This is a genomic window from Plantibacter sp. MCCC 1A11337 (assembly GCF_013349365.1).
GTDB classification, from domain to species: Bacteria; Actinomycetota; Actinomycetes; order Actinomycetales; family Microbacteriaceae; genus Plantibacter; species Plantibacter flavus_A.
Map to the genome: position 1 here is coordinate 117,456 of NZ_JABJWX010000001.1, position 19,915 is coordinate 137,370.

Consider the following 19,915-nt stretch of genomic DNA (forward strand, 5'->3'; position numbering starts at 1 on the left):
TCAGACCAGGCTGCGGTACAGCTCCGCGGTCTGGGTGGCGATGCGCGACCAGCTGAAGTCGGACTCCGCGCGTCGGCGACCAGCGGCCCCGTAGGCCCTCGCCTGGGCGGGATCCTGGACGACCTCGGTGAGGGTGGCGGCGAGGTCGGCGACGAAACGCTCCGGGTCGAGCGGGGTGCCGGTGCCGTCGGACGCCTGCGCGAGGGGGACGATCCTCCCGGTCACACCGTCCTGCACGACCTCAGGGATGCCGCCGGTCCCCGTCCCGACCACGGCGGCACCGCAGGCCATCGCCTCGAGGTTGACGATGCCGAGCGGCTCGTAGATCGACGGGCACACGAAGGTCGTGGCGGCGGTGAGGACGGTGCACAGCTCGTGACGCGGGAGCAGCCGTTCGATCCACACGACCCCGGTGCGCTCGCGCTGCAGCTCCTCGACGAGCCCCTTGACCTCGGTGAGGATCTCGGGGGTGTCGGGAGCGCCGGCGCACAGGATGAGCTGCACGTCGGGCGGTAGCAGGCGGGCCGCGCGGAGCAGGTACGGCAGCCCCTTCTGACGGGTGATCCGACCGACGAAGACGACGGAGGGACGGGACGGGTCGATGCCGAGCGACCGCAGCAGCTCGTCGTCCACGCGTGGCTGCCAGTCGGTCAGGTCGATGCCGTTGTAGATGACCTGCACCTTGGCCGGGTCGAGGCTCGGGTACGACCGCAGGATGTCGCGACGCATGCCGTCGCTGACCGCCACGACGGCCGCGGCGCCTTCGTAGGCGGACTGCTCGATCCAACTGGACACGCGGTACCCGCCGCCGAGCTGCTCGGCCTTCCACGGGCGGAGCGGCTCCAGACTGTGCGCGGTCACGACGTGCGGGATGCCGTGCAGCAGCGACGCGAGGTGACCGGCGCCGTTCGCGTACCAGGTGTGCGAGTGCACGAGGTCTGCTCCGGCGACGTCCTGGGCGATCAGGAGGTCCGTCCCGAGTGTCGTGAGGGCGCCGTTCGCCCCCTGGAGCTCGGCCGGGACACCGTAGGCGACGGTGTCGGCCTCGTCGCGTGGAGCGCCGAAGCAGCGCACGGTCACGTCGATGTCGCTACGGAGGGATTTCACCAGCTCCGACACGTGGACGCCTGCGCCGCCGTAGATCTCCGGCGGGTACTCCTTTGTCACAAGATCAACTCGCATGTCTAGACGCTAGTACAGGTCTCGTCCGGCATCTATTGTGAAGCCATGGCCGCCTCAAAGAAGATCTTCGGAATCGTCCTCGCTGGTGGGGAAGGGAAGCGGTTGATGCCGCTGACCGCAGACCGCGCAAAACCGGCCGTACCGTTCGGCGGGCAGTACCGTCTGATCGATTTCGCGCTGTCGAACCTCATCAACTCCGGACTCACCCAGATCGTCGTCCTCACCCAGTACAAGTCCCACAGCCTCGACCGCCACGTCTCGCAGACCTGGCGGTTGTCCGGCCTGCTCGACTCCTATGTCGCGTCCGTGCCGGCGCAGCAGCGTCTCGGGAAGCGCTGGTTCAGCGGATCCGCCGACGCGATCCTGCAGAGCCTCAACCTGATCCGCGACGAGAAGCCCGACATCGTCGTGGTCGTCGGCGCCGACCACGTCTACCGCATGGACTTCGCGCAGATGATCGAGGCGCACATCGCCTCGGGCAAGAAGGCGACGGTCGCCGCGATCCGTCAGCCCATCTCCCTCGCCGACCAGTTCGGCGTCATCGACGTCGACGCGGACGACCCGACGACCATCGCCCGCTTCCTCGAGAAGCCGCTCGACGCACCGGGCCTGCCCGACTCCCCCGGTGAGGTGCTCGCCTCGATGGGCAACTACGTCTTCGACGCCGACGCCCTCATGCAGGCGGTCATCGACGACGGCGAGGTGACGAGCTCGAATCACGACATGGGTGGCGACATCGTCCCGTACTTCGTCGATCGCGGCCAGGCGGGCGTCTACGACCTCCAGCGGAACGATGTACCCGGATCGACGGATCGCGATCGCTACTACTGGCGCGACGTGGGGACGATCGAATCGTTCTACGAGGCCCACCAGGACCTCATCTCGACCCTCCCGATCTTCAACCTGTACAACCGCGACTGGCCGATCTTCAGTTCTCAGCTGAACTCGCCGCCGGCGAAGTTCGTGCGGGACGCGAAGGGCAACCTCGGCCAGACCATCGACTCGATCGTCTCCCTCGGTTCGCTGCTGTCCGGTGCCCACATCGAGCGCAGTGTCCTCGGGCCATGGGCGCTCGTGGAATCCGGCGCCCACGTCTCCGACTCGGTCGTGTTCGACAAGGTCCACATCGAACCGGACGCCGTCGTCAAGCGGGCTATCCTGGACAAGGATGTGGTGGTCACCTCCGGCGCGAGCGTCGGTGTCGACCACGACCGTGACCGCGCTCGCGGCTTCACCGTCACCGAATCCGGTCTCACCGTGGTTGGCAAGGGAGTACGCGTCGTTCCATGAGTACCGAGCGTTCGGCAGTGGCGGATCCAGAAGCAGCACTCCCCCCACAGGCCGGACGAGGCGTCCGGTTCCTCGCGGTCCTCGACGCCGACTCGACGCTCATCGAGAACGAGGTGATCGAGCTCCTCGCCGAGGAGGTCGGCAGCCTCCCCGAGGTCGCCGCCATCACCGAGCGCGCCATGCGCGGTGACCTCGACTTCGCCGACAGCCTCCGGGCCCGGGTCGCGACGCTCGCGGGCCTGCCCGTCGACCGGATCCCGGTGATCGCCGAACGGATCCGGACGACGACCGGCCTGGAGACGCTGATCGGCCGGCTGCATGCGCACGGGTCACGGATCGGTGTCGTGTCCGGCGGGTTCCATGAACTGCTCGACCCGCTCGCCGAGGCACTCGGCCTCGACCATGTGCGGGCGAACCGCCTCGAGACGGCCGACGGTCGGTTGACGGGAGGCCTCAGCGGTCCCATCATCGACGCGGCGGCGAAGGCGGCCGCACTGCAGGAGTGGGCCGACGAGGACGGCGTGCCGTTGGCACGGACGATCGCGATCGGCGACGGAGCCAACGACCTCGAGATGATGGCCGTCGCCGGGCTCTCGGTCGCGTTCAACGCGAAGCCGATCGTCCGCCGCCATGCCGACGTCGTCGCCGGGCGGGTCGACCTCGCCGGCGTCCTCCCGCTCCTCGGGCTCTGATCCGCGCGTCGGGGTCAGCGCCCGAGGTCGGGTGCTGTTCGGTGCGGTGCTGCCCGGGTCAGTGACCCATGCCGAGGCCGCCGTCGACCGGGATCACGGCGCCGGAGATGTAGCCCGCGTCGTCACCGGCGATCCACGTGACGACCTTCGCGACCTCGTTCGCACTCGCGAAACGCGCTGCCGGGATGCTCTTCTTGTACTCGGCCTGGGTCTCGGCGGGTAGTTCGGCGGTCATGTCGGTCTCGATGAACCCCGGGGCGATCACGTTCGCCGTGATCCCGCGTGCACCGAGCTCTCGGGTGATGGATCGCGCCATGCCGATGAGGCCGCTCTTCGAGGCCGCGTAGTTGACCTGACCGGCCGACCCGTAGAGGCCCACGACGCTGGAGATGAGCACGATGCGTCCGAAGCGTGCCTTGAGCATGCCCTTGGACGCGCGCTTGACGACGCGGAAGGAACCGCCGAGGTTGGTGTCGACCACCTGGTCGAAGTCGTCCTCACTCATCCGCATGAGCAGGGTGTCCCTCGTGATGCCCGCATTCGCGACGAGCACCTCGACCGGGCCGAGCTCCGACTCGATCTCGCTGAACGCCGCGTCGACGGAGGCTGCATCGGTGACGTCCGCGCGGACCGTCAACGTGCCCGCGGGGCCCTCGCCGGATCGAGCGGTGACGGCGACGCGGTGACCCTGCGCGACGAACTCCTCGGCGATGGCGAAGCCGATCCCCCGGTTGCCTCCGGTGACGAGTACGGTGCGTGGTGCGGTCATGGTCGATTCCTCTCCTGCGGCGATACCGGCCGACTCGTGCGGCGGCCGTCGGGGCGCGCGGCGTTCCGGCCGCGGACCCGTACCAGCATATGGGGGTCCTCCGGTTCTCCCGGTGATTTGGGGGCTTCGCCCACCCGCCGAGCGCGTAGGCTGGTCGTGGCATGAAGCAGCAGAGCATCACCTCCCTCCCACCGGCTCCCGAACAGGAGCGCCGGCAGCGGTTCATCAAGTACTCGATCACCATGGGTGTCCGGTTGCTTTGCCTCGCTGCGCTCCCGTTCGTCCAGGGCGGTTGGATGTTCGCGGTCGCGGCCGGTGCCATCTTCCTGCCGTACGTCGCCGTCATCATCGCGAACGCCGGATCGCTGCCGTCGCAGGGGGCCATCGAGCGCCCCACCGGTGTCGTCGTGTCCCAGCGGCCGATCATCGTCGACGACTCGGTTCCGCCTCGTCCCACCGACCAGGCATGATCGGGTTCGGTGCCGAGCCCGACGGCGTGATCTGCTCCCGGGCCGGCTGCCGCGCGGCGGCGAGCTGGCGGATCGAGTGGCGCAATCCGAAGATCCACGCGGAGGACCGCGTGAAGGTCTGGACCGCCTGCGACGAACACGTCGACTTCCTGGAGGCGTTCCTCGAAGCCCGCTCCTTCCCCCTCGAGCGGCGTCCGTTGACATCGGCGGTCGGCTCATGAGCGCGGGTTGGCGGTTCGCCTTCAGCCGCCGTTGGCTCGGCTACCTCGGCGTCGCGATCGTGTTCGCGATCGTGTGCGTCCTGCTCTCCAACTGGCAGCTCGCTCGGGCGAGCGAGAAGGAGGAGGAGGTCCAGCGCATCGAGACCAACTGGGACGCGACTCCGATCCCGCTCGACGAAGCGCTGCCGTCGCTCGACTCGTTCAGCGTGGCCGACGAATGGCACCCGGTGTCGATGAGTGGCACCTACCTGCCTGACGAGCAGCTGCTGGTGCGGAACCGTCCCAGGAACAACCAGGCCGGCTTCAACGTCCTCACGCCGCTCCGACTCGCCGACGGAGACGTGTTCATCGTCGACCGTGGCTGGGTCGCCGCGAACGATTCACTCGAAGCACCCGAGTCGGTCCCGGCGCCTCCGAGCGGAGAGGTCTCGGTCGTCGTCCGCATCCGACCCGGCGAACCGACGCTCCCGGGCCGCGGGGCCGCCGACGGGCAGGTGGCCACGATCAACCTCCCGCAGATCGCCGAACTCCGCGGCGAGACGCTCTACTCCGGTGCGTACGGCATGCTCCTCTCGGAGAGCCCGGCGCCGGCCGAAGCGGCGCCGCTCGGTCCGATCAAGCCCGAGCCGAACGAGGGGATGCACCTCTCGTACGCGCTGCAATGGGTGGTCTTCGCGCTGATGGGCTTCATCTTCCTCGCCTATGCCATCCGTCAGGAGTACCGCATCCTGAATTCCGACGACCCGAAGGAGCAGCGGCGTGCGGCTGCACGCGCCGAACGGCTCGCCGCGAAGGCACGGTCCGACGCCGACATCGAGGATGAGATCCTCGAAGCGAGTCGCTGACGCGAGTGCGACGAGCCGTCGACGGACGGTGCGTACCCGGCCGGTGATGCTCACGGACCGGGAGCGCTGGCCCGCTGGCGCTAGGCCAGGCTGACGAGGTCCTGGTAGTCCTTGTTCCAGTGGTCCTCGACGCCGTCGGGCAGGATGAGCACTCGCTCGGGGTTGAGCGCCTCGACGGCGCCCTCATCGTGACTCACGAGCACGACGGCACCCTCGTAGTGGGCGAGCGCGTCGAGGATCTCCAGACGGCTGGCCGGGTCGAGGTTGTTGGTCGGTTCGTCCAGGAGGAGCATGTTCGCGCCCGAGACGACGATCATCGCGAGAGCGAGTCTCGTCTTCTCGCCACCGGACAGCACGCCCGCGAGCTTGTTGGAGTCGTCGCCGGTGAACAGGAACGAGCCGAGGACCTTGCGCGCTTCCATCTCGGTGATGTTCGGCGACGAGGAGACCATGTTCTCGAGCACGCTGCGCTTCACGTCGATCGTCTCGTGCTCCTGCGCGTAGTAGCCGATCCGCAGGCCGTGCCCGGGCTCGAGCTGCCCGGTGTCGGGCTGGTCCACTCCAGCGAGGATCCGCAGCAGGGTCGTCTTGCCCGCACCGTTGAATCCGAGGATGACGACCTTCGAGCCACGGTCGATCGCGAGGTCGACGGCCGTGAAGATCTCGAGCGAGCCGTAGCTCTTCGACAGGTTGCTCGCCATGAGCGGCGTCCGGCCACAGGGCGCCGGGGTCGGGAACCGCAGCTTGGCCACGCGGTCTTGCGCGCGGACCTCCTCGAGGCCGGAGAGCATCCGTTCGGCGCGAGCCACCATCTGGTGGGCTGCGGCCGCCTTGCTGGCCTTCGCACCGAACTTGGCCGCCTGGAGCTGGAGCGCGGTCGCCTTCTTCTCGACGTTGGTGCGCTCCTTCTTCCGGCGCTCCTCGTCGGCCTCGCGCTGACGCTGGTAGTTCTTCCAGTTCATGTTGTAGATGTCGATGACGGTGCGGTTCGCATCGAGGTAGAAGACCCGGTTGACGGTCTCGCCGACGAGCTCGATGTCGTGCGAGATCACGATGAACCCGCCCTTGTACTGCTTGAGGAACTCACGCAGCCAGACGACGGAGTCGGCGTCGAGGTGGTTGGTCGGCTCGTCGAGGATGAGCGTCTCGGCGTCGGAGAAGAGGATGCGCGCGAGTTCGATGCGGCGGCGCTGTCCGCCCGAGAGCGTCTTCAGCTGCTGATCGAGGATGCGATCGGGCAGGTTCAGGTTCGACGCGATCGAGGCCGCCTCGGCCTCTGCGGCGTACCCGCCGAGCGCGTTGAACCGGTCGGTGAGGTTGCCGTACTTCTTCATGGCGGCTTCCGCCACCTTCGGGTCGTCGCTCGCCATGGCCATGCTCGACTCGTGCATGCCGAGTGCGAGCTGGCCGAGACCACGCGCATCGAGGATACGGGTGCGGGCGAGGTCCTCCGGGTTGCCGGAACGCGGGTCCTGCGGCAGGTACCCGATCTCGCCACCGCGATCGATCTTGCCGTTCGTCGGGAGGGTCTCCCCCGCCAGCGTCTTGGTCAGGGTCGTCTTCCCGGCACCGTTACGGCCGACGAGGCCGATCTTGTCGCCGGCGGACACGCGGAAGTTCACGTGCTCCATGAGCACGCGTGCCCCCACGCGGATCTCGAGGTCGTGCACACTCAGCACAGGCATAGTCCATTTCTTCGGGTGCGTTTCGACAACGCGGAGGGTGGGGGTCAGCCTCCCAGTATAAATCGTGAATCCGATGCTCAGCACCGCGGCCGTTCCGGTAGGGTCCCGGCGCGGCCGGACGTCCGTCAACGCAGGGCGGAGATCCGCCCGACCGCCTCGCTGAGGAGCTCGGGCGAGCAGGCCAGGTTGAGTCGTGCATGGCCGACGCCTCCGGGCCCGAACGGGGCTCCCTCCTGCAGGGCCACGCGCGCCTCGCGCAGGATGCGCCGCGCCGGGGGCTCCGTCCAACCGAGCCCGGTGCAGTCCAGCCAGGCGAGGTACCCCGCGGCAGGCGGTCGGTAGCCGACCTCGGGCAGCTCGGCACCCAGCAGCTCACCGAGCAGCCGCCGGTTGCCGTCGATCAACGCGAGGAGCCCGTCCAACCAGGGCTCTCCCGACTCGAAGGCGGCGACCGACGCCAGCACTCCGAACTGGCCCGTCCGCCAGAACACCTCGACCGGCATCCCCGCGACCACGCTCCGCGGTCCGGGTGCGGCGGTGACCATCACCGCGCACTTCAGGCCGGCGAGGTTCCAGGCCTTGCTCGCCGACAGGACGGCGTACCCGTGTTCGGCGGCCTCGTCGGACACGCTGAGGTAGGGGACGAACCGCTCGCCCGGTTGGGTGAGCGGAGCGTGGATCTCATCACTCACGACCGTGACCCCGTAGCGCGCTGCCAGTGCTGCGACCGAGCGGAGTTCGTCGACCGTGTGCGGCCGACCGATCGGGTTGTGCGGGTTGCAGAGGAGGAAGGCCTTCGCTCCGTCGCGGAACGCGGCTTCGACACCGTCCAGGTCGAGCCGCCAGCCTCCGGCGAGATCGTCGGCGCGGCTGGACCCGAGCAAGGGGACGTCCACCACGACTCCCCCGGCCTCGGTGACGAGGTCGAAGAACGGCGGGTAGACCGGCGAGGTGATCACCACGCCCTCGCCGGGTGAGATGACGCGACGCAGGATCTCGACGATGCCCATGCTGACGTCGGCGGTGGTGAACACGGAGCCGGGATCCACATCCCAACCCCAGCGTCGCGCTGCGAAGTCGGCGAACGTCTGTGGGAGCCGTGTGCGGCTCGCGACGTACCCGGCGTCGCCGCGGTCGATGGCCGCGTGTAGGACCTCGCGGACCACGGGTGCCAGCGGGACGTCCATCTCGGCCACGAACATGGGCAGGACGTCGTCGGGGTACTCGGACCACTTCTCGCTCGTCCGGCTGCGCAGGACGTCGAGGGGGTCGGCGGACACGATCTCGGTCATGCGTCGACCCTATCCGGGATCAGCCGGGTGACGCCGCCGGGAACAGGACGACGGACGGCTGCATTGCAGCCGTCCGTCGTCGTGGAGGATCGATCAGATCGAGAAGCCGAGGGCACGCATCATGTCGCGCCCGTCGTCCGTGATGCGCTCCGGGCCCCACGGCGGCATCCACACCCAGTTGATGCGGAAGGCGTCGACGATGCCGTCGAGCGCTTGACCCGTCTGCTCCTCGAGGACGTCCGTGAGCGGACATCCGGCGGAGGTCAGGGTCATGTGGATGATGAGCGCGTCGTTCTCGTCATCCCAACCCAGGTCGTAGATGAGACCGAGGTCGACCACGTTCACCCCGAGCTCGGGGTCCATGACGTCCTTGAGTGCCTCTTCGACCTCGTCGAATCGTTGCGGACTGAGCGTTGTTACCATGTCGTTATCTTAGACCGCTGGCGCGGCTTCAGGCACCTTCCGGGGCGACGACGGCGTCCACGAGGAAACGGTCGTAGCCTTCGTTCTCGAGGCGGTCGGCGAGCTCGGGACCGCCCTGCTCAGCGATCTTGCCGGCGACGAAGACGTGCACGAAGTCCGGCTTGATGTAGCGGAGGATGCGCGTGTAGTGCGTGATGAGCAGGACACCGAGGCCCGTGTTCTCCTTGGCGCGGTTGACGCCCTCGGACACGATCTTGAGGGCGTCGACGTCGAGGCCGGAGTCGGTCTCGTCGAGGACTGCGAACTGCGGCTTCAGCAGCTCGAGCTGGAGGATCTCGTGACGCTTCTTCTCGCCACCGGAGAAGCCCTCGTTGACGTTGCGTTCCGCGAAGGCAGGCTCCATGCGCAGGTTCTTCATCGACTCGCGGACGTCCTTGATCCAGCCGCGGATCGCGGGTGCCTCGCCGTCGACGGCGGTCTTCGCCGTGCGGAGGAAGTTCGTGACCGTGACTCCGGGGATCTCGACGGGGTACTGCATCGCGAGGAAGAGTCCGGCACGGGCGCGCTCGTCGACGCTCATCGCGAGGACGTCCTCGCCGTCCAGCGTGATGGATCCGCTGTCGACGGTGTACTTCGGGTGGCCGGCGATCGTGTACGCGAGCGTGGACTTGCCCGAACCGTTCGGACCCATGATCGCGTGGGTCTCGCCCTTCCGGATGGTGAGGTCGACGCCACGCAGGATCGGCTTGGTGCCCTGCTCGGTTTCGACGCTGACGTGCAGGTCGCGGATTTCGAGGACTGACATGGTGCTAGATCTCTTTCGTTGCGGTCGGGTCGATGTAGATGTCGCCGTCGATGAGCTCGACGGTGTAGACGGGGACCGGCTCGTAGGCCGGGAGGGTGAGCGGCTTGCCCGTCGTGAGCGAGAACTGTGAGCCGTGTGCCCAGCATTCGAGATTGCCGTCCTCGACGAAGCCTTCGGACAGCGAGATGTCGCCGTGGGTGCAGACGTCGCCGATCGCGAACAGCTCGTCGGACGCGTCGCGCACGAGGGCGATCGGCACGCCGTCCACCACGACCCGCTTGGCCTGGTTGACGGCGAGCTCGTCGAACGAGCACACCTTCGTCGCCATCAGTGCTGCGCTCCGCCGGTGCCCTGTCCGTCGGCGCCGAGCAGTTCGGCCTCGATGGCCGCCGAGAGGCGCTCCTGCAGCTCGGTGTCACCGATCTGCTGGATGATCTCCACGAGGAAGCCGCGGACGACGAGTCGTCGTGCCTCGTCCTCAGGGATGCCTCGAGCCTGCAGGTAGAAGAGCTGCTCGTCGTCGAAGCGTCCGGTCGCGCTCGCGTGACCGGCACCGGCGATGTCGCCGGTCTCGATCTCGAGGTTCGGCACGGAGTCGGCACGGGTGCCGTCGGAGAGGACCAGGTTGCGGTTCTGCTCGTAGCTGTCGGTGCCGACGGCACGGTTGCTGATGAGGACGTCGCCGATCCACACGGACCGCGCACCCTCGCCCTGCAGTGCGCCCTTGTAGGTCACGCGCCCGCGGGTGTTCGGTGCGTCGTGGTGCATGTAGACCTGCTGCTCGAGGTGCTGACCCGCGTCGGAGAAGTACACGCCGAGCGAGTCGAGGTCCGAGCCCTGACCGGCGAGGTGCAGGGTCGGGTTCACCCGGACGACCTTGCCGCCGAGCGACACCACGACGTGCTTGAGGTGGGCGTCACGACCGATGGACGCGAAGTGGCTGGCGAGGTGCACGGCGTCGTCGTCCCACCACTGCACGGTCACGACGGTCACGTCGGCCTGCTCGCCGACGACGATCTCGACGTTCTCGGTCAGGCGGGCGTCGCCCGCGTTCTCGATGATGACGAGGCCGCGGCTGAACGGCGCGGCGGTGATGACGGTGTGCGCAGCGCGGGCGCTGTCGCCGAGTCCGCTCCGCTCGAGGCGCAGGGTCTTGGACTCCTCACCCGTGACCGAGATCGCCAGTGCCTGGTCGAAGCTCGACCAGGCGTTCGCGGAGGCGCGCTCCTCCGGCACGCCGGCGGAGCCGACGCGGGCGTCGTCGCGACCGATCCACTCGACGCTGAATCCGTCGACGTCGTCGTGCGTGATCGGGGTGGGAGAGCCGTCGAGCTCCCCCGCGGTGAGGTCGGTGAACTGCGCGACCGGGCTGAGCTTCCAGACCGCCTCGCGTCCCGTCACCGCTGGGAAGTCGGCGACATCATAGGAGCTGAAGCGCTCCGAACGGGTCTGCACCGGGATGACGCGTCCTGCGCCGTCGCTGTGTGCCGTGATGCCGTGCTGTCCTTCGGTCTGAGTCGGTGCTGCAGTCGTCATTAACCGACGGATCCTTCCATGCCCATCTCGATGAGCTTGTTGAGTTCGAGTGCGTACTCCATGGGCAGTTCGCGGGCGATCGGCTCGATGAAGCCGCGGACGATCATCGCCATGGCCTCGTCCTCCGGCATGCCGCGGCTCATGAGGTAGAAGAGCTGCTCCTCGCTGACCTTGGACACCGTCGCCTCGTGTCCGAGCTGGACGTCGTCCACACGGATGTCGATCGCCGGGTACGTGTCGCTCCGGGAGATGGTGTCGACCAGGAGCGCGTCGCAGCGCACGGTGTTGGCCGAGTGATGGGCGTTGGCGTCCACCCGGACCTCGCCGCGGTAGCCCGCGCGTCCGCCGCCTCGGGCGATCGACTTGGAGACGATGGACGACTGCGTGTACGGAGCCATGTGGATCATCTTCGCGCCGGCGTCCTGGTGCTGGCCGGGACCGGCGAAGGCGACGGACAGGGTCTCGCCCTTGGCGTGCTCGCCCATGAGGTAGATGGACGGGTACTTCATCGTGACCTTGGATCCGATGTTGCCGTCGATCCACTCCATGGTCGCTCCTTCGGCGGCCGTGGCGCGCTTCGTGACCAGGTTGTAGACGTTGTTCGACCAGTTCTGGATCGTCGTGTAGCGGACGCGGGCGTTCTTCTTGACGATGATCTCGACGACCGCGGAGTGCAGCGAGTCCGACTTGTAGATCGGCGCGGTGCAGCCCTCGATGTAGTGCACGTAGCTGCCTTCGTCGGCGATGATCAGCGTGCGCTCGAACTGACCCATGTTCTCGGTGTTGATCCGGAAGTAGGCCTGCAGCGGGATCTCGACGTGCACGCCGGGCGGCACGTAGACGAAGGAGCCACCCGACCATACGGCGGTGTTCAGCGCGGCGAACTTGTTGTCGCCGGACGGGATGACCGTGCCGAAGTACTCCTCGAAGAACTCGGGGTGCTCGCGCAACGCGGTGTCGGTGTCCATGAAGATGACACCCTGCGCCTCGAGCTCCTCGTTGATCTGGTGGTAGACCACCTCGGACTCGTACTGCGCGGCGACGCCGGAGACGAGGCGCTGGCGCTCCGCCTCGGGGATGCCGAGCTTCTCGTAGGTGTTCTTGATGTCGTCCGGCAGGTCCTCCCAGGTCTGAGCCTGCTTCTCGGTGGACCGGACGAAGTACTTGATGTTCTCGAAGTCGATCTCGGAGAGGTCGGCGCCCCACGTCGGCATGGGCTTGCGCTCGAACAGCTGCAGGGCCTTGAGGCGGCGCTGCAGCATCCAGTCCGGTTCGCTCTTCAATGCGGAGATGTCGGCAACGACCTCCGTGGAGATGCCGCGGCGCGCTGAAGCGCCGGCGACGTCGCCGTCGTGCCATCCGAACTCGTATTGGCCGAGTCCGGCGAGCTCCGGGCGATCGATCAGGATGTCTGACATGTGTCCCTCTTTCCTCCCTGGAGACAACCACCGGCTGGAGGTCGTCATTCCCTCCCATGGCACGCGCCTGATCGGAGCGGATTGGGGAGGGGATGTGCGGGCGGCTTCTTCGCGAACCTACAATGTTCATGAACCATGGCGCTTCTCGCGCGCACCGTGAACCTCATAATCCTACAGCTTCCTGTGGGTTGTGGGTGAGGACGGTGGATACCGCAGCCGTGGCCACCGCGAACCGAAGGATCGACCCGTGTCACACCACTCCAAGACCGCCGGTCGACCGACGCCGGCACCGTCCCTTCCCGACCGGGTGCGTGCCACCCGGTTCTGGCAGTGGTTGCCGACGACGATCGACAAGCGCGTGCGTGTCGTCGCCTGGCTCTCCTTCGCCTTCCAGCTCGTCCTCATCGGGACCGGGGGCGCCGTCCGCCTGACGGCCTCCGGGCTCGGATGCCCGACGTGGCCGCGCTGCACGGACGACTCCTTCGTCAACACGCCGGAGATGGGCATCCACGGGTTCATCGAGTTCGGCAACCGCCTCCTCACCTTCGTCCTCGCGGCCATCGTGATCGCCGCGTTCCTCGCGGTGATCCGTATGCGTCGGCAGCGCCCCGATCTCTTCCGGCTGACCCTGCTCCAGGGCCTGTCGATCCCCGCGCAGGCGGTCCTCGGCGGCATCACGGTCCTCACCGGGCTGAACCCGTACGTGGTCGGGCTGCACTTCGTCATCTCCATCGTCCTGGTCGCCCTCGCGACGATGCTCGTCCATCGGGTCCACCGCGGTCCCCGTGGCGCGGTGAAGGTCATGCCCGGCTGGTACCTCGGCGTCGTCCACCTGACGAGCCTCTTCGTCGCCGTCACCGTCGTGTTCGGCATCCTGACGACGGGCTCGGGCCCGCACGCCGGCGACAACTCGAAGGAGGTGCCGGCGCCGCGCAACGGGTTCGACCCCGAGTTCCTCCAGCACCTCCACAGCTGGCCCGCCTACGCGACGCTCGCCGGCACCATCGTGCTGCTCGTCGGCGTGATCGCCCTCGGCGCCCGCCGTGGGTCGCGCGGGGTGCGCACCGCGGTCTCCACTCTGCTGGCGGTCGAAGTGGTGCAGATCATCGTGGGGCTCACCCAGGCCCGCCTCGGACTCCCCGAGGTGCTCGTGGGGCTGCACATGGTGCTCGCCGGGTTGCTCGTCGCCGCGATGACCTGGGTCGTGCTGCAGCAGCGGATCCCGGTCCGGACCGCGTCACGCGTCGATGAGTCGGCATCCCTCAGCGTCTCCCGCTGATGGCTCAGACGCTCTCCCGCTGAGGGCTCTGCGCGCCCGCTGACGACTCAGAGCATCCCGACCGCGGTCACCCGGACGACCGCGGTCCCGGTCTCGTCGGAGGCGTCGAGGTCGATGACGGCGCTGATCCCCCAGTCGTGGTCGCCGGCCGGATCGGCGAACACCTGACGCACCCGCCAGACACCGCCCGTGTCGCCCACGGGGCGCTCGTCCTCGTCGTCGACGACCAGCAGCGCCGGGCTCCGTGCTGCAGCACCGGTCGGGAGTTCCCCGTGCTCCTCGAAGTACGGATCCATGGCGTCGGCCCAGGCGTCGGCGTCGAATCCGGCCGACGCGTCGAGCTCGCCGAGCGCGTCGTAGTGCTCCAGCGATGCGAGCTGGACCCGGCGGAAGAGTTCGTTCCGGACGAGGACGGTGAACGCCCGGCGGTTGGCGAGGACGCTCCGTGGCGTGGGCGGGAGTGACCGACTCGCCTCCGCATGGCGTTCGGGGTCCGGGTGGGACAGTTCCTCCCACTCGTCGAGCAGACTCGAGTCGACCTGTCGGACGAGTTCGCCGAGCCACTCGATGAGGTCCTGGAGCTCCTCGTCCTTGAACTCGTCCGGCACGCTCTGTCGGATCGCCCGGAAGGCGTCGGAGAGGTACCGCAGAACGAGTCCCTCGGACCTCGAGAGACTGTAGAACGAGACGAACTCGCTGAAGTTCAGTGCACGCTCGATGAAGTCGCGCACGACCGCCTTCGGGCGGAGCTCGAGGTCGAGTGCCCACGGCTGCGCGGCGGTGTAGCTCGTGAACGCCGCTTCGAGGAGTTCGGCCAGCGGTCTCGGATGGGTGACCGCCTCGAGGAGCTCCATGCGCTGGTCGTACTCGATCCCCTCGGCCTTCATCGCCTGCACGGCCTCGCCTCTGGCGAGGTGTTGCTGGGCCATGACGATCTGGCGCGGATCGTCGAGCGTCGATTCGACCACCGAGATGACGTCGAGGGCGAAGCCTGGCTCCGCGGGGTCCAACAGCTCGAACGCGGCGAGGGCGAACGGTGACAGCGGAGCGTTGAGCGCGAAGTTCGGCTGCAGTTCGACCGTCAGGCCGATGACGACCTCACCCGTCTCGGGATCGATCGTCTGGGTGGTCACCCCTGCCGTGCGGAGGGTGCGGTAGATCTCGAGCGCCCGCCTGGCCAGGGCGAAGCGTCTCGCCCGAGGCTCGTGGTTGTCGAAGACGAGGGAGCGGATGGTGCCGAAGCTGTCGCCGCCGCGCGCGATGACGCTGAGCATCATCGCGTGGGTGAGCTGCATGTGGCTGGTCAGCGTTTCAGGCTCGGCCGCGACGAGCCGCTGGAAGCTCGGCTCCCCCCAGGACACGAACCCCTCCGGCGCCTTCTTCCGGATGATCTTGCGGCGCTTCTTCGGGTCGTCGCCGGCCTTCTCGATGAGCTTGAGGTTCTCGGTCTCGTGCTCGGGAGCCTGGACGACGACGGTGCCCGCGGTGTCGTAGCCGGCCCGACCCGCACGACCGGCGATCTGATGGAACTCCCGGGCGTTCACCTGGCGCATCTTCGTGCCGTCGTACTTCGTGAGCGCCGTGAACAGGACCGTGCGGATCGGGACGTTGATCCCGACGCCGAGGGTGTCCGTCCCGCAGATGACGCGGAGGAGACCACGTTGGGCCAGCTGCTCCACGAGGCGTCGGTACTTCGGCAGCATGCCGGCGTGGTGCACGCCGATCCCGCTGCGGACGAGCCGGGACAGCGTCGTGCCGAACGCGGTGCTGAACCGGAAGTCGCCGATGGCGTCGGCGATCTCGTCGCGCTGCTCGCGGGTGACGACCTTGAGGCTGGTCAAGGCCTGTGCCCGCTCGAGCGCCGCCGCCTGCGCGAAGTGGACGATGTAGATCGGAGCCTGTCCCGTGTGGAGGAGGTCCTCCACGGTCTCGTGGATCGGCGTGGTCGCGTACGAGAAATGGAGCGGCACCGGTCGTTCGACGCCGGTCACGATGGCGGTCTCACGGCCGGTCCGGCGCTCGAGGTCGCGCGCGAGGTCGCCGACGTCGCCGAGGGTCGCGGACATGAGGACGAACTGCGTGTCCGGGAGGGTGAGCAGCGGCACCTGCCACGCCCACCCGCGGTCGGGGTCGGCGTAGAAGTGGAACTCGTCCATCACGACCTGGTCGATGCCGGCGTCCTCGCCGTGCCGGAGCGCCAGGTTGGCGACGATCTCCGCGGTGCAGCAGACGATCGGCGCGTCGGCATTCACCGAGGAGTCCCCGGTGACCATCCCGACGTTCTCAGCGCCGAACATCTCGACGAGTGCGAAGAACTTCTCGCTGACGAGCGCCTTGATCGGGGCCGTGTAGTAGCTGCGTCGACCGGAGCTCAGGGCCGCGAAGTGTGCGCCGGCGGCGACGAGGCTCTTGCCGGTGCCCGTCGGGGTGGAGAGGATGACGTTGGCGCCGTCGACGATGCCGATGAGCGCCTCCTCCTGCGCCGGGTACAGGCTGAGTCCGCCGGCCTCGGCCCAGGAGACGAACCGGTCGAAGACGATGTCGGGGCTCTCCCCCGTCGCAGCGATCAGCCGGCCGCGTTCCGCTGCGTCAGCCACCGGGTCAGAACGGGAGCAGCGGGTCGATGCCGACGGCGAGGAACAGGAGGGTCAGGTAGGTGATCGACCCGTGGAAGACGCGCATCGGCGAGACGTGCTCGTGACGGATCGCGAGGTTGTAGAGACGGTGGGTCTCGTAGACGAACCAGCCGCCGGACAGGAGGGCGACGGCGCTGTACAGCAGCCCCATGTCGGCCACCGGGATGAGCAGGAGCGAGCAGACGACCGTCGCCCACGCGTACAGGATGACCTGGAGGCCGACCTGCGCGCGACCGCGGACGACGGCGAGCATCGGCACGCCGACGGCCTGGTAGTCGCTGCGGTACTTCATGGACAGCGGCCAGTAGTGCGGCGGCGTCCAGAGGAACACGACCGCGAAGAGGATGATCGGTGCCCACGAGAGCGAACCGGTGACGGCGGCCCAGCCGATGACGACGGGGAAGCAGCCCGCGATCCCACCCCAGATGATGTTCTGCTGGGTGCGTCGCTTCAGCCACAGCGTGTACACGAAGACGTAGAAGAGGATCGCGCCGACGGACAGTGCGGCCGCGAGCCAGTTGGTGGTGGCGAGGAGCCAGACCGTCGAGACGACGCCGAGCGTCCACGCGAACACGAGCGCCTCGCGCGGCGTGAGCTCGCCGGTCACCAGGGGGCGCTTCTTCGTGCGGTCCATGACCGCGTCGATGTCGCGGTCGATGTAGCAGTTGAACGCCGCTGCGGAGCCGGCGCTCAAGGACCCGCCGATGACGGTCGCGATGACGAGCCACCAGTCGGGCAGACCGCCCTTCGCGAGGATCATGACGGGGATCGTCGTCACGAGGAGCAGCTCCATGACCCGCGGCTTGGTCAGGGCGATGTACGCCTTCGCCTTGCGTCGGAAACCGAGCTTGGGGCTCGACACACGTTCTGCTACAGCGACGTCCATTGCTCCTCTAACGTTCGGTTCACCACGCACTGCTCGCCCGGTGCGCGGTCCGCAGACGATTCTACGACACGCGCGGGCGGCTCCCTACTCACGGTGCGCAGGCGCACGGTCCCTCACCAGGTGACGCCCGTCGTGCAAGCGCTGCAACGATCCGTGACGTCGCGTGTTCGCGCTCGTCGAACATCGACCCTCGGCTGCAGGGGTTCGCTATGCTGGGAAATGCTCGCCAGCCACTGTGCACGCGTGCGCCCCCCTTCACCCAGTTCGAAGAGCGGTGTCGTGTGCTCGGACGCCGAAGACGACGTGGGCCGCGAACGCACAGAAGAAGGCTCGACCGCTCGTCGGCCTCCTGTTCCGATGAGAAGGGTCAGTATTCAGTGGCAGATCTGCAGTGGGAAAGCATTGACAGCAAAGCAGTCGACACGGCGCGCATCCTCGCCGCCGACGCGGTGGAGAAGGTCGGCAACGGCCACCCGGGAACGGCGATGAGTCTCGCCCCCGCCGCCTACCTGCTGTTCCAGAAGGTCATGCGACGCGATCCGAAGGACCAGGACTGGCTCGGACGCGACCGCTTCGTCCTCTCGGTCGGGCACAGCTCGCTGACCCAGTACGTCCAGCTCTACCTGGGCGGCTACGGGCTGGAACTCTCCGACCTCGAGGCGCTCCGCACCTGGGGCTCGCTCACGCCTGGTCACCCGGAGTACGGCCACACCGACGGCGTCGAGATCACCACCGGTCCGCTCGGCCAGGGGCTCGCCTCCGCCGTGGGCTTCGCGTACGCGTCCCGCTTCGAGCGTGGCCTGTTCGACCCCGAGGCCGAGGCCGGTACCAGCCCGTTCGACCACTTCGTCTACGTCATCGCCGGCGACGGCGACCTGCAGGAGGGCGTCACGAGTGAGGCGTCCTCGCTCGCCGGTCACCAGCAGCTCGGCAACCTCATCGCGATCTACGACTCCAACCAGATCTCGATCGAGGACGACACCAACATCGCCTTCACCGAGGACGTCAAGGCCCGTTACGAGGCCTACCACTGGCACGTCCAGGTCGTCGACTGGAAGAAGACCGGCGAGTACGTCGAGGACGTCCACGCGCTGAACGACGCGATCGAGGCGGCGAAGGCCGAGACCGACAAGCCGTCGCTCATCATCCTGAAGACCATCATCGGATGGCCGGCTCCCAAGAAGCAGAACTCCGGCAAGATCCACGGTTCGGCGCTGGGCGCCGAGGAGCTCGCGGCCGTCAAGGAGGTGCTCGGCTTCGACCCCGAGCAGAACTTCTTCGTCGCCGACGAGGTCATCGAGCACACCCGCAAGGCGATCGACCGCGGTGCCGAGGCACGTGCCGAGTGGCAGCTGACGTTCGACGCCTGGGCCGCGGCCAACCCGGAGCGCGCTGCGCTGCTCGAGCGTCTCGAGGCCGGCGAACTCCCCGAGGGTGTCGAGTCGGCGCTCCCCGTGTTTGAGGCCGGCAAGGACGTCTCGACCCGCGCCGCATCCGGCAAGGTGCTCAACGCCCTCGGCCCGGTCATCCCCGAGCTGTGGGGTGGTTCGGCCGACCTCGCCGAGTCGAACAACACGACGATCGAGGGCGGTGCGTCGTTCATCCCGAGCGAGCACTCCACCCACGAGTGGACCGGGAACCCCTACGGTCGCGTCCTGCACTTCGGCATCCGCGAGCACGCCATGGCCGCGATCCTCAACGGCATCGTCCTGCACGGCCCGACCCGCGCGTTCGGTGGCACCTTCCTCATCTTCAGCGACTACATGCGTCCGGCCGTCCGTCTCGCCGCGCTCATGAACGTGCCGTCCATCTTCGTATGGACCCACGACTCCGTCGCCCTCGGTGAGGACGGCCCCACCCACCAGCCGATCGAGCAGCTCGCCTCGCTCCGTGCCATCCCGAACCTCGCCGTCGTGCGACCGGGTGACGCGAACGAGGTGGCCTACGCCTGGCTCGAGATCCTCAAGCGTCGCGGCGGCCCGACCGGCATCGCGCTGACCCGTCAGAACATCCCGGTGTTCGAGCGCGGCACGGGCGACGCCACCGGCGAGACCTTCGCTGCAGCGTCGAACGTCGCCAAGGGTGCGTACATCCTCGCCGAGGCGCCCGGCGGAACGCCGGACGTCATCCTCATCGCGACGGGCTCCGAGCTCCAGCTCGCCGTCGAGGCCCGCGAGGTCCTGCGCGGCGAGGGCGTCAACGCCCGTGTCGTCTCGGTGCCCGCACTCGAGTGGTTCGAGGAGCAGTCCGCCGAGTACCGCGAGTCCGTCCTCCCGAAGGCCGTCACCGCACGCGTCTCCGTCGAGGCGGGTCTCGGCCTGACCTGGAAGAGCATCGTCGGCGACGCCGGCCGGACCGTGTCGATCGAGCACTTCGGTGCGTCCGCCGACTACAAGACGCTGTTCCGTGAGTTCGGCATCACCACGGAGGCAGTCGTCTCCGCAGCACACGAGACGCTCGGCAAGTAGCCCGGGCGAAGGAGACAG

18 protein-coding genes are annotated in these 19,915 nt (G+C 68.0%); 7 read left to right on the forward strand and 11 right to left on the reverse strand.

Annotated features, from left to right (window positions below):
* Entirely contained in the window at positions 1-1,182 is a 1,182-nt protein-coding gene (gene glgA, locus HOW07_RS00560) for a glycogen synthase (protein WP_071260213.1), read from the reverse strand.
* A gap of 45 nt (positions 1,183-1,227) precedes the next feature.
* On the opposite strand from glgA, the gene HOW07_RS00565 reads away from it, so the two are divergent.
* Both HOW07_RS00565 and serB read left to right on the forward strand, forming a co-directional pair.
* Positions 1,228-2,472: a glucose-1-phosphate adenylyltransferase gene (locus HOW07_RS00565; RefSeq protein WP_121290622.1), complete on the forward strand. Its 1,245-nt coding sequence runs from the start codon at positions 1,228-1,230 to the stop codon at positions 2,470-2,472.
* Between the two features lie 17 nt (positions 2,473-2,489).
* Positions 2,490-3,164, forward strand: coding sequence for a phosphoserine phosphatase SerB (gene serB, locus HOW07_RS00570; RefSeq protein ID WP_064296945.1), 675 nt, complete (start codon positions 2,490-2,492; stop codon positions 3,162-3,164).
* 58 nt (positions 3,165-3,222) lie between these two features.
* Here the strand turns inward: serB and fabG are convergent, their stop codons facing one another.
* Entirely contained in the window at positions 3,223-3,933 is a 711-nt protein-coding gene (gene fabG, locus HOW07_RS00575; RefSeq protein WP_175115820.1) for a 3-oxoacyl-ACP reductase FabG, read from the reverse strand.
* 161 nt (positions 3,934-4,094) lie between these two features.
* Here fabG and HOW07_RS00580 point away from each other — a divergent pair, with 161 nt between their 5' ends.
* Genes HOW07_RS00580 through HOW07_RS00590 form a run of 3 tightly spaced genes read left to right on the forward strand, consistent with a single transcriptional unit; the run spans position 4,095 to position 5,469 of the window.
* Positions 4,095-4,403, forward strand: coding sequence for a DUF3099 domain-containing protein (locus HOW07_RS00580; protein ID WP_064296943.1), 309 nt, complete (start codon positions 4,095-4,097; stop codon positions 4,401-4,403).
* Positions 4,400-4,624: a hypothetical protein gene (locus tag HOW07_RS00585; protein ID WP_064296942.1), complete on the forward strand. Its 225-nt coding sequence runs from the start codon at positions 4,400-4,402 to the stop codon at positions 4,622-4,624. The genes HOW07_RS00580 and HOW07_RS00585 overlap by 4 nt, the downstream gene beginning before the upstream one ends.
* On the forward strand, positions 4,621-5,469 hold the full coding sequence (locus HOW07_RS00590; RefSeq protein WP_071260209.1) for an SURF1 family protein: 849 nt from the start codon (positions 4,621-4,623) through the stop codon (positions 5,467-5,469). Before HOW07_RS00585 ends, HOW07_RS00590 begins: the two co-directional genes overlap by 4 nt.
* Positions 5,470-5,549: 80 nt before the next feature.
* Here the strand turns inward: HOW07_RS00590 and abc-f are convergent, their stop codons facing one another.
* The 7 genes from abc-f to sufB form a co-directional block, all read right to left on the reverse strand.
* On the reverse strand, positions 5,550-7,148 hold the full coding sequence (gene abc-f, locus HOW07_RS00595; protein ID WP_056005615.1) for a ribosomal protection-like ABC-F family protein: 1,599 nt from the start codon (positions 7,146-7,148) through the stop codon (positions 5,550-5,552).
* 131 nt (positions 7,149-7,279) lie between these two features.
* Positions 7,280-8,446, reverse strand: coding sequence for a MalY/PatB family protein (locus HOW07_RS00600; protein ID WP_175115821.1), 1,167 nt, complete (start codon positions 8,444-8,446; stop codon positions 7,280-7,282).
* 93 nt (positions 8,447-8,539) lie between these two features.
* Positions 8,540-8,869 (reverse strand): metal-sulfur cluster assembly factor, encoded by a 330-nt coding sequence (locus HOW07_RS00605; RefSeq protein ID WP_056005622.1) that lies wholly within the window; start codon positions 8,867-8,869, stop codon positions 8,540-8,542.
* Between the two features lie 28 nt (positions 8,870-8,897).
* Positions 8,898-9,674, reverse strand: coding sequence for a Fe-S cluster assembly ATPase SufC (sufC, locus tag HOW07_RS00610; protein ID WP_079002531.1), 777 nt, complete (start codon positions 9,672-9,674; stop codon positions 8,898-8,900).
* Positions 9,675-9,678: 4 nt separating this feature from the next.
* Positions 9,679-10,002, reverse strand: a complete 324-nt coding sequence (locus HOW07_RS00615; RefSeq protein ID WP_064296937.1) for a non-heme iron oxygenase ferredoxin subunit — start codon at positions 10,000-10,002, stop codon at positions 9,679-9,681.
* Complete coding sequence (sufD, locus tag HOW07_RS00620; RefSeq protein WP_175115822.1) at positions 10,002-11,210, reverse strand: Fe-S cluster assembly protein SufD; 1,209 nt, start codon at positions 11,208-11,210, stop codon at positions 10,002-10,004. Before sufD ends, HOW07_RS00615 begins: the two co-directional genes overlap by 1 nt.
* Positions 11,210-12,628, reverse strand: coding sequence for a Fe-S cluster assembly protein SufB (gene sufB, locus HOW07_RS00625; protein ID WP_056005633.1), 1,419 nt, complete (start codon positions 12,626-12,628; stop codon positions 11,210-11,212). The genes sufD and sufB overlap by 1 nt, the downstream gene beginning before the upstream one ends.
* Positions 12,629-12,935: 307 nt before the next feature.
* On the opposite strand from sufB, the gene HOW07_RS00630 reads away from it, so the two are divergent.
* On the forward strand, positions 12,936-13,907 hold the full coding sequence (locus HOW07_RS00630; RefSeq protein ID WP_175116470.1) for a COX15/CtaA family protein: 972 nt from the start codon (positions 12,936-12,938) through the stop codon (positions 13,905-13,907).
* A gap of 47 nt (positions 13,908-13,954) precedes the next feature.
* On the opposite strand, the gene HOW07_RS00635 is transcribed toward HOW07_RS00630, so the two are convergent.
* On the reverse strand, positions 13,955-16,504 hold the full coding sequence (locus HOW07_RS00635) for a helix-loop-helix domain-containing protein (protein ID WP_175115823.1): 2,550 nt from the start codon (positions 16,502-16,504) through the stop codon (positions 13,955-13,957).
* 4 nt (positions 16,505-16,508) lie between these two features.
* Positions 16,509-17,429, reverse strand: a complete 921-nt coding sequence (locus tag HOW07_RS00640; protein WP_064296933.1) for a heme o synthase — start codon at positions 17,427-17,429, stop codon at positions 16,509-16,511.
* A 377-nt stretch (positions 17,430-17,806) separates the two neighbouring features.
* Here HOW07_RS00640 and tkt point away from each other — a divergent pair, with 377 nt between their 5' ends.
* Positions 17,807-19,897, forward strand: coding sequence for a transketolase (gene tkt, locus HOW07_RS00645; RefSeq protein WP_121290633.1), 2,091 nt, complete (start codon positions 17,807-17,809; stop codon positions 19,895-19,897).
* Positions 19,898-19,915 lie beyond the last annotated feature (18 nt).

Excerpts from the sequence above, each read along its gene's own strand:
- sufD (WP_175115822.1), bottom strand. The coding sequence starts at position 11,210 with ATGACGACTGCAGCACCGACTCAGACCGAAGGACAGCACGGCATCACG.
- sufB (WP_056005633.1), bottom strand. The coding sequence starts at position 12,628 with ATGTCAGACATCCTGATCGATCGCCCGGAGCTCGCCGGACTCGGCCAA.
- HOW07_RS00605 (WP_056005622.1), bottom strand. The coding sequence starts at position 8,869 with ATGGTAACAACGCTCAGTCCGCAACGATTCGACGAGGTCGAAGAGGCA.
- HOW07_RS00640 (WP_064296933.1), bottom strand. The coding sequence starts at position 17,429 with ATGGACGTCGCTGTAGCAGAACGTGTGTCGAGCCCCAAGCTCGGTTTC.
- HOW07_RS00615 (WP_064296937.1), bottom strand. The coding sequence starts at position 10,002 with ATGGCGACGAAGGTGTGCTCGTTCGACGAGCTCGCCGTCAACCAGGCC.
- HOW07_RS00565 (WP_121290622.1), top strand. The coding sequence starts at position 1,228 with ATGGCCGCCTCAAAGAAGATCTTCGGAATCGTCCTCGCTGGTGGGGAA.
- sufC (WP_079002531.1), bottom strand. The coding sequence starts at position 9,674 with ATGTCAGTCCTCGAAATCCGCGACCTGCACGTCAGCGTCGAAACCGAG.
- HOW07_RS00600 (WP_175115821.1), bottom strand. The coding sequence starts at position 8,446 with ATGACCGAGATCGTGTCCGCCGACCCCCTCGACGTCCTGCGCAGCCGG.
- HOW07_RS00590 (WP_071260209.1), top strand. The coding sequence starts at position 4,621 with ATGAGCGCGGGTTGGCGGTTCGCCTTCAGCCGCCGTTGGCTCGGCTAC.
- glgA (WP_071260213.1), bottom strand. The coding sequence starts at position 1,182 with ATGCGAGTTGATCTTGTGACAAAGGAGTACCCGCCGGAGATCTACGGC.
- HOW07_RS00585 (WP_064296942.1), top strand. The coding sequence starts at position 4,400 with ATGATCGGGTTCGGTGCCGAGCCCGACGGCGTGATCTGCTCCCGGGCC.
- HOW07_RS00580 (WP_064296943.1), top strand. The coding sequence starts at position 4,095 with ATGAAGCAGCAGAGCATCACCTCCCTCCCACCGGCTCCCGAACAGGAG.
- fabG (WP_175115820.1), bottom strand. The coding sequence starts at position 3,933 with ATGACCGCACCACGCACCGTACTCGTCACCGGAGGCAACCGGGGGATC.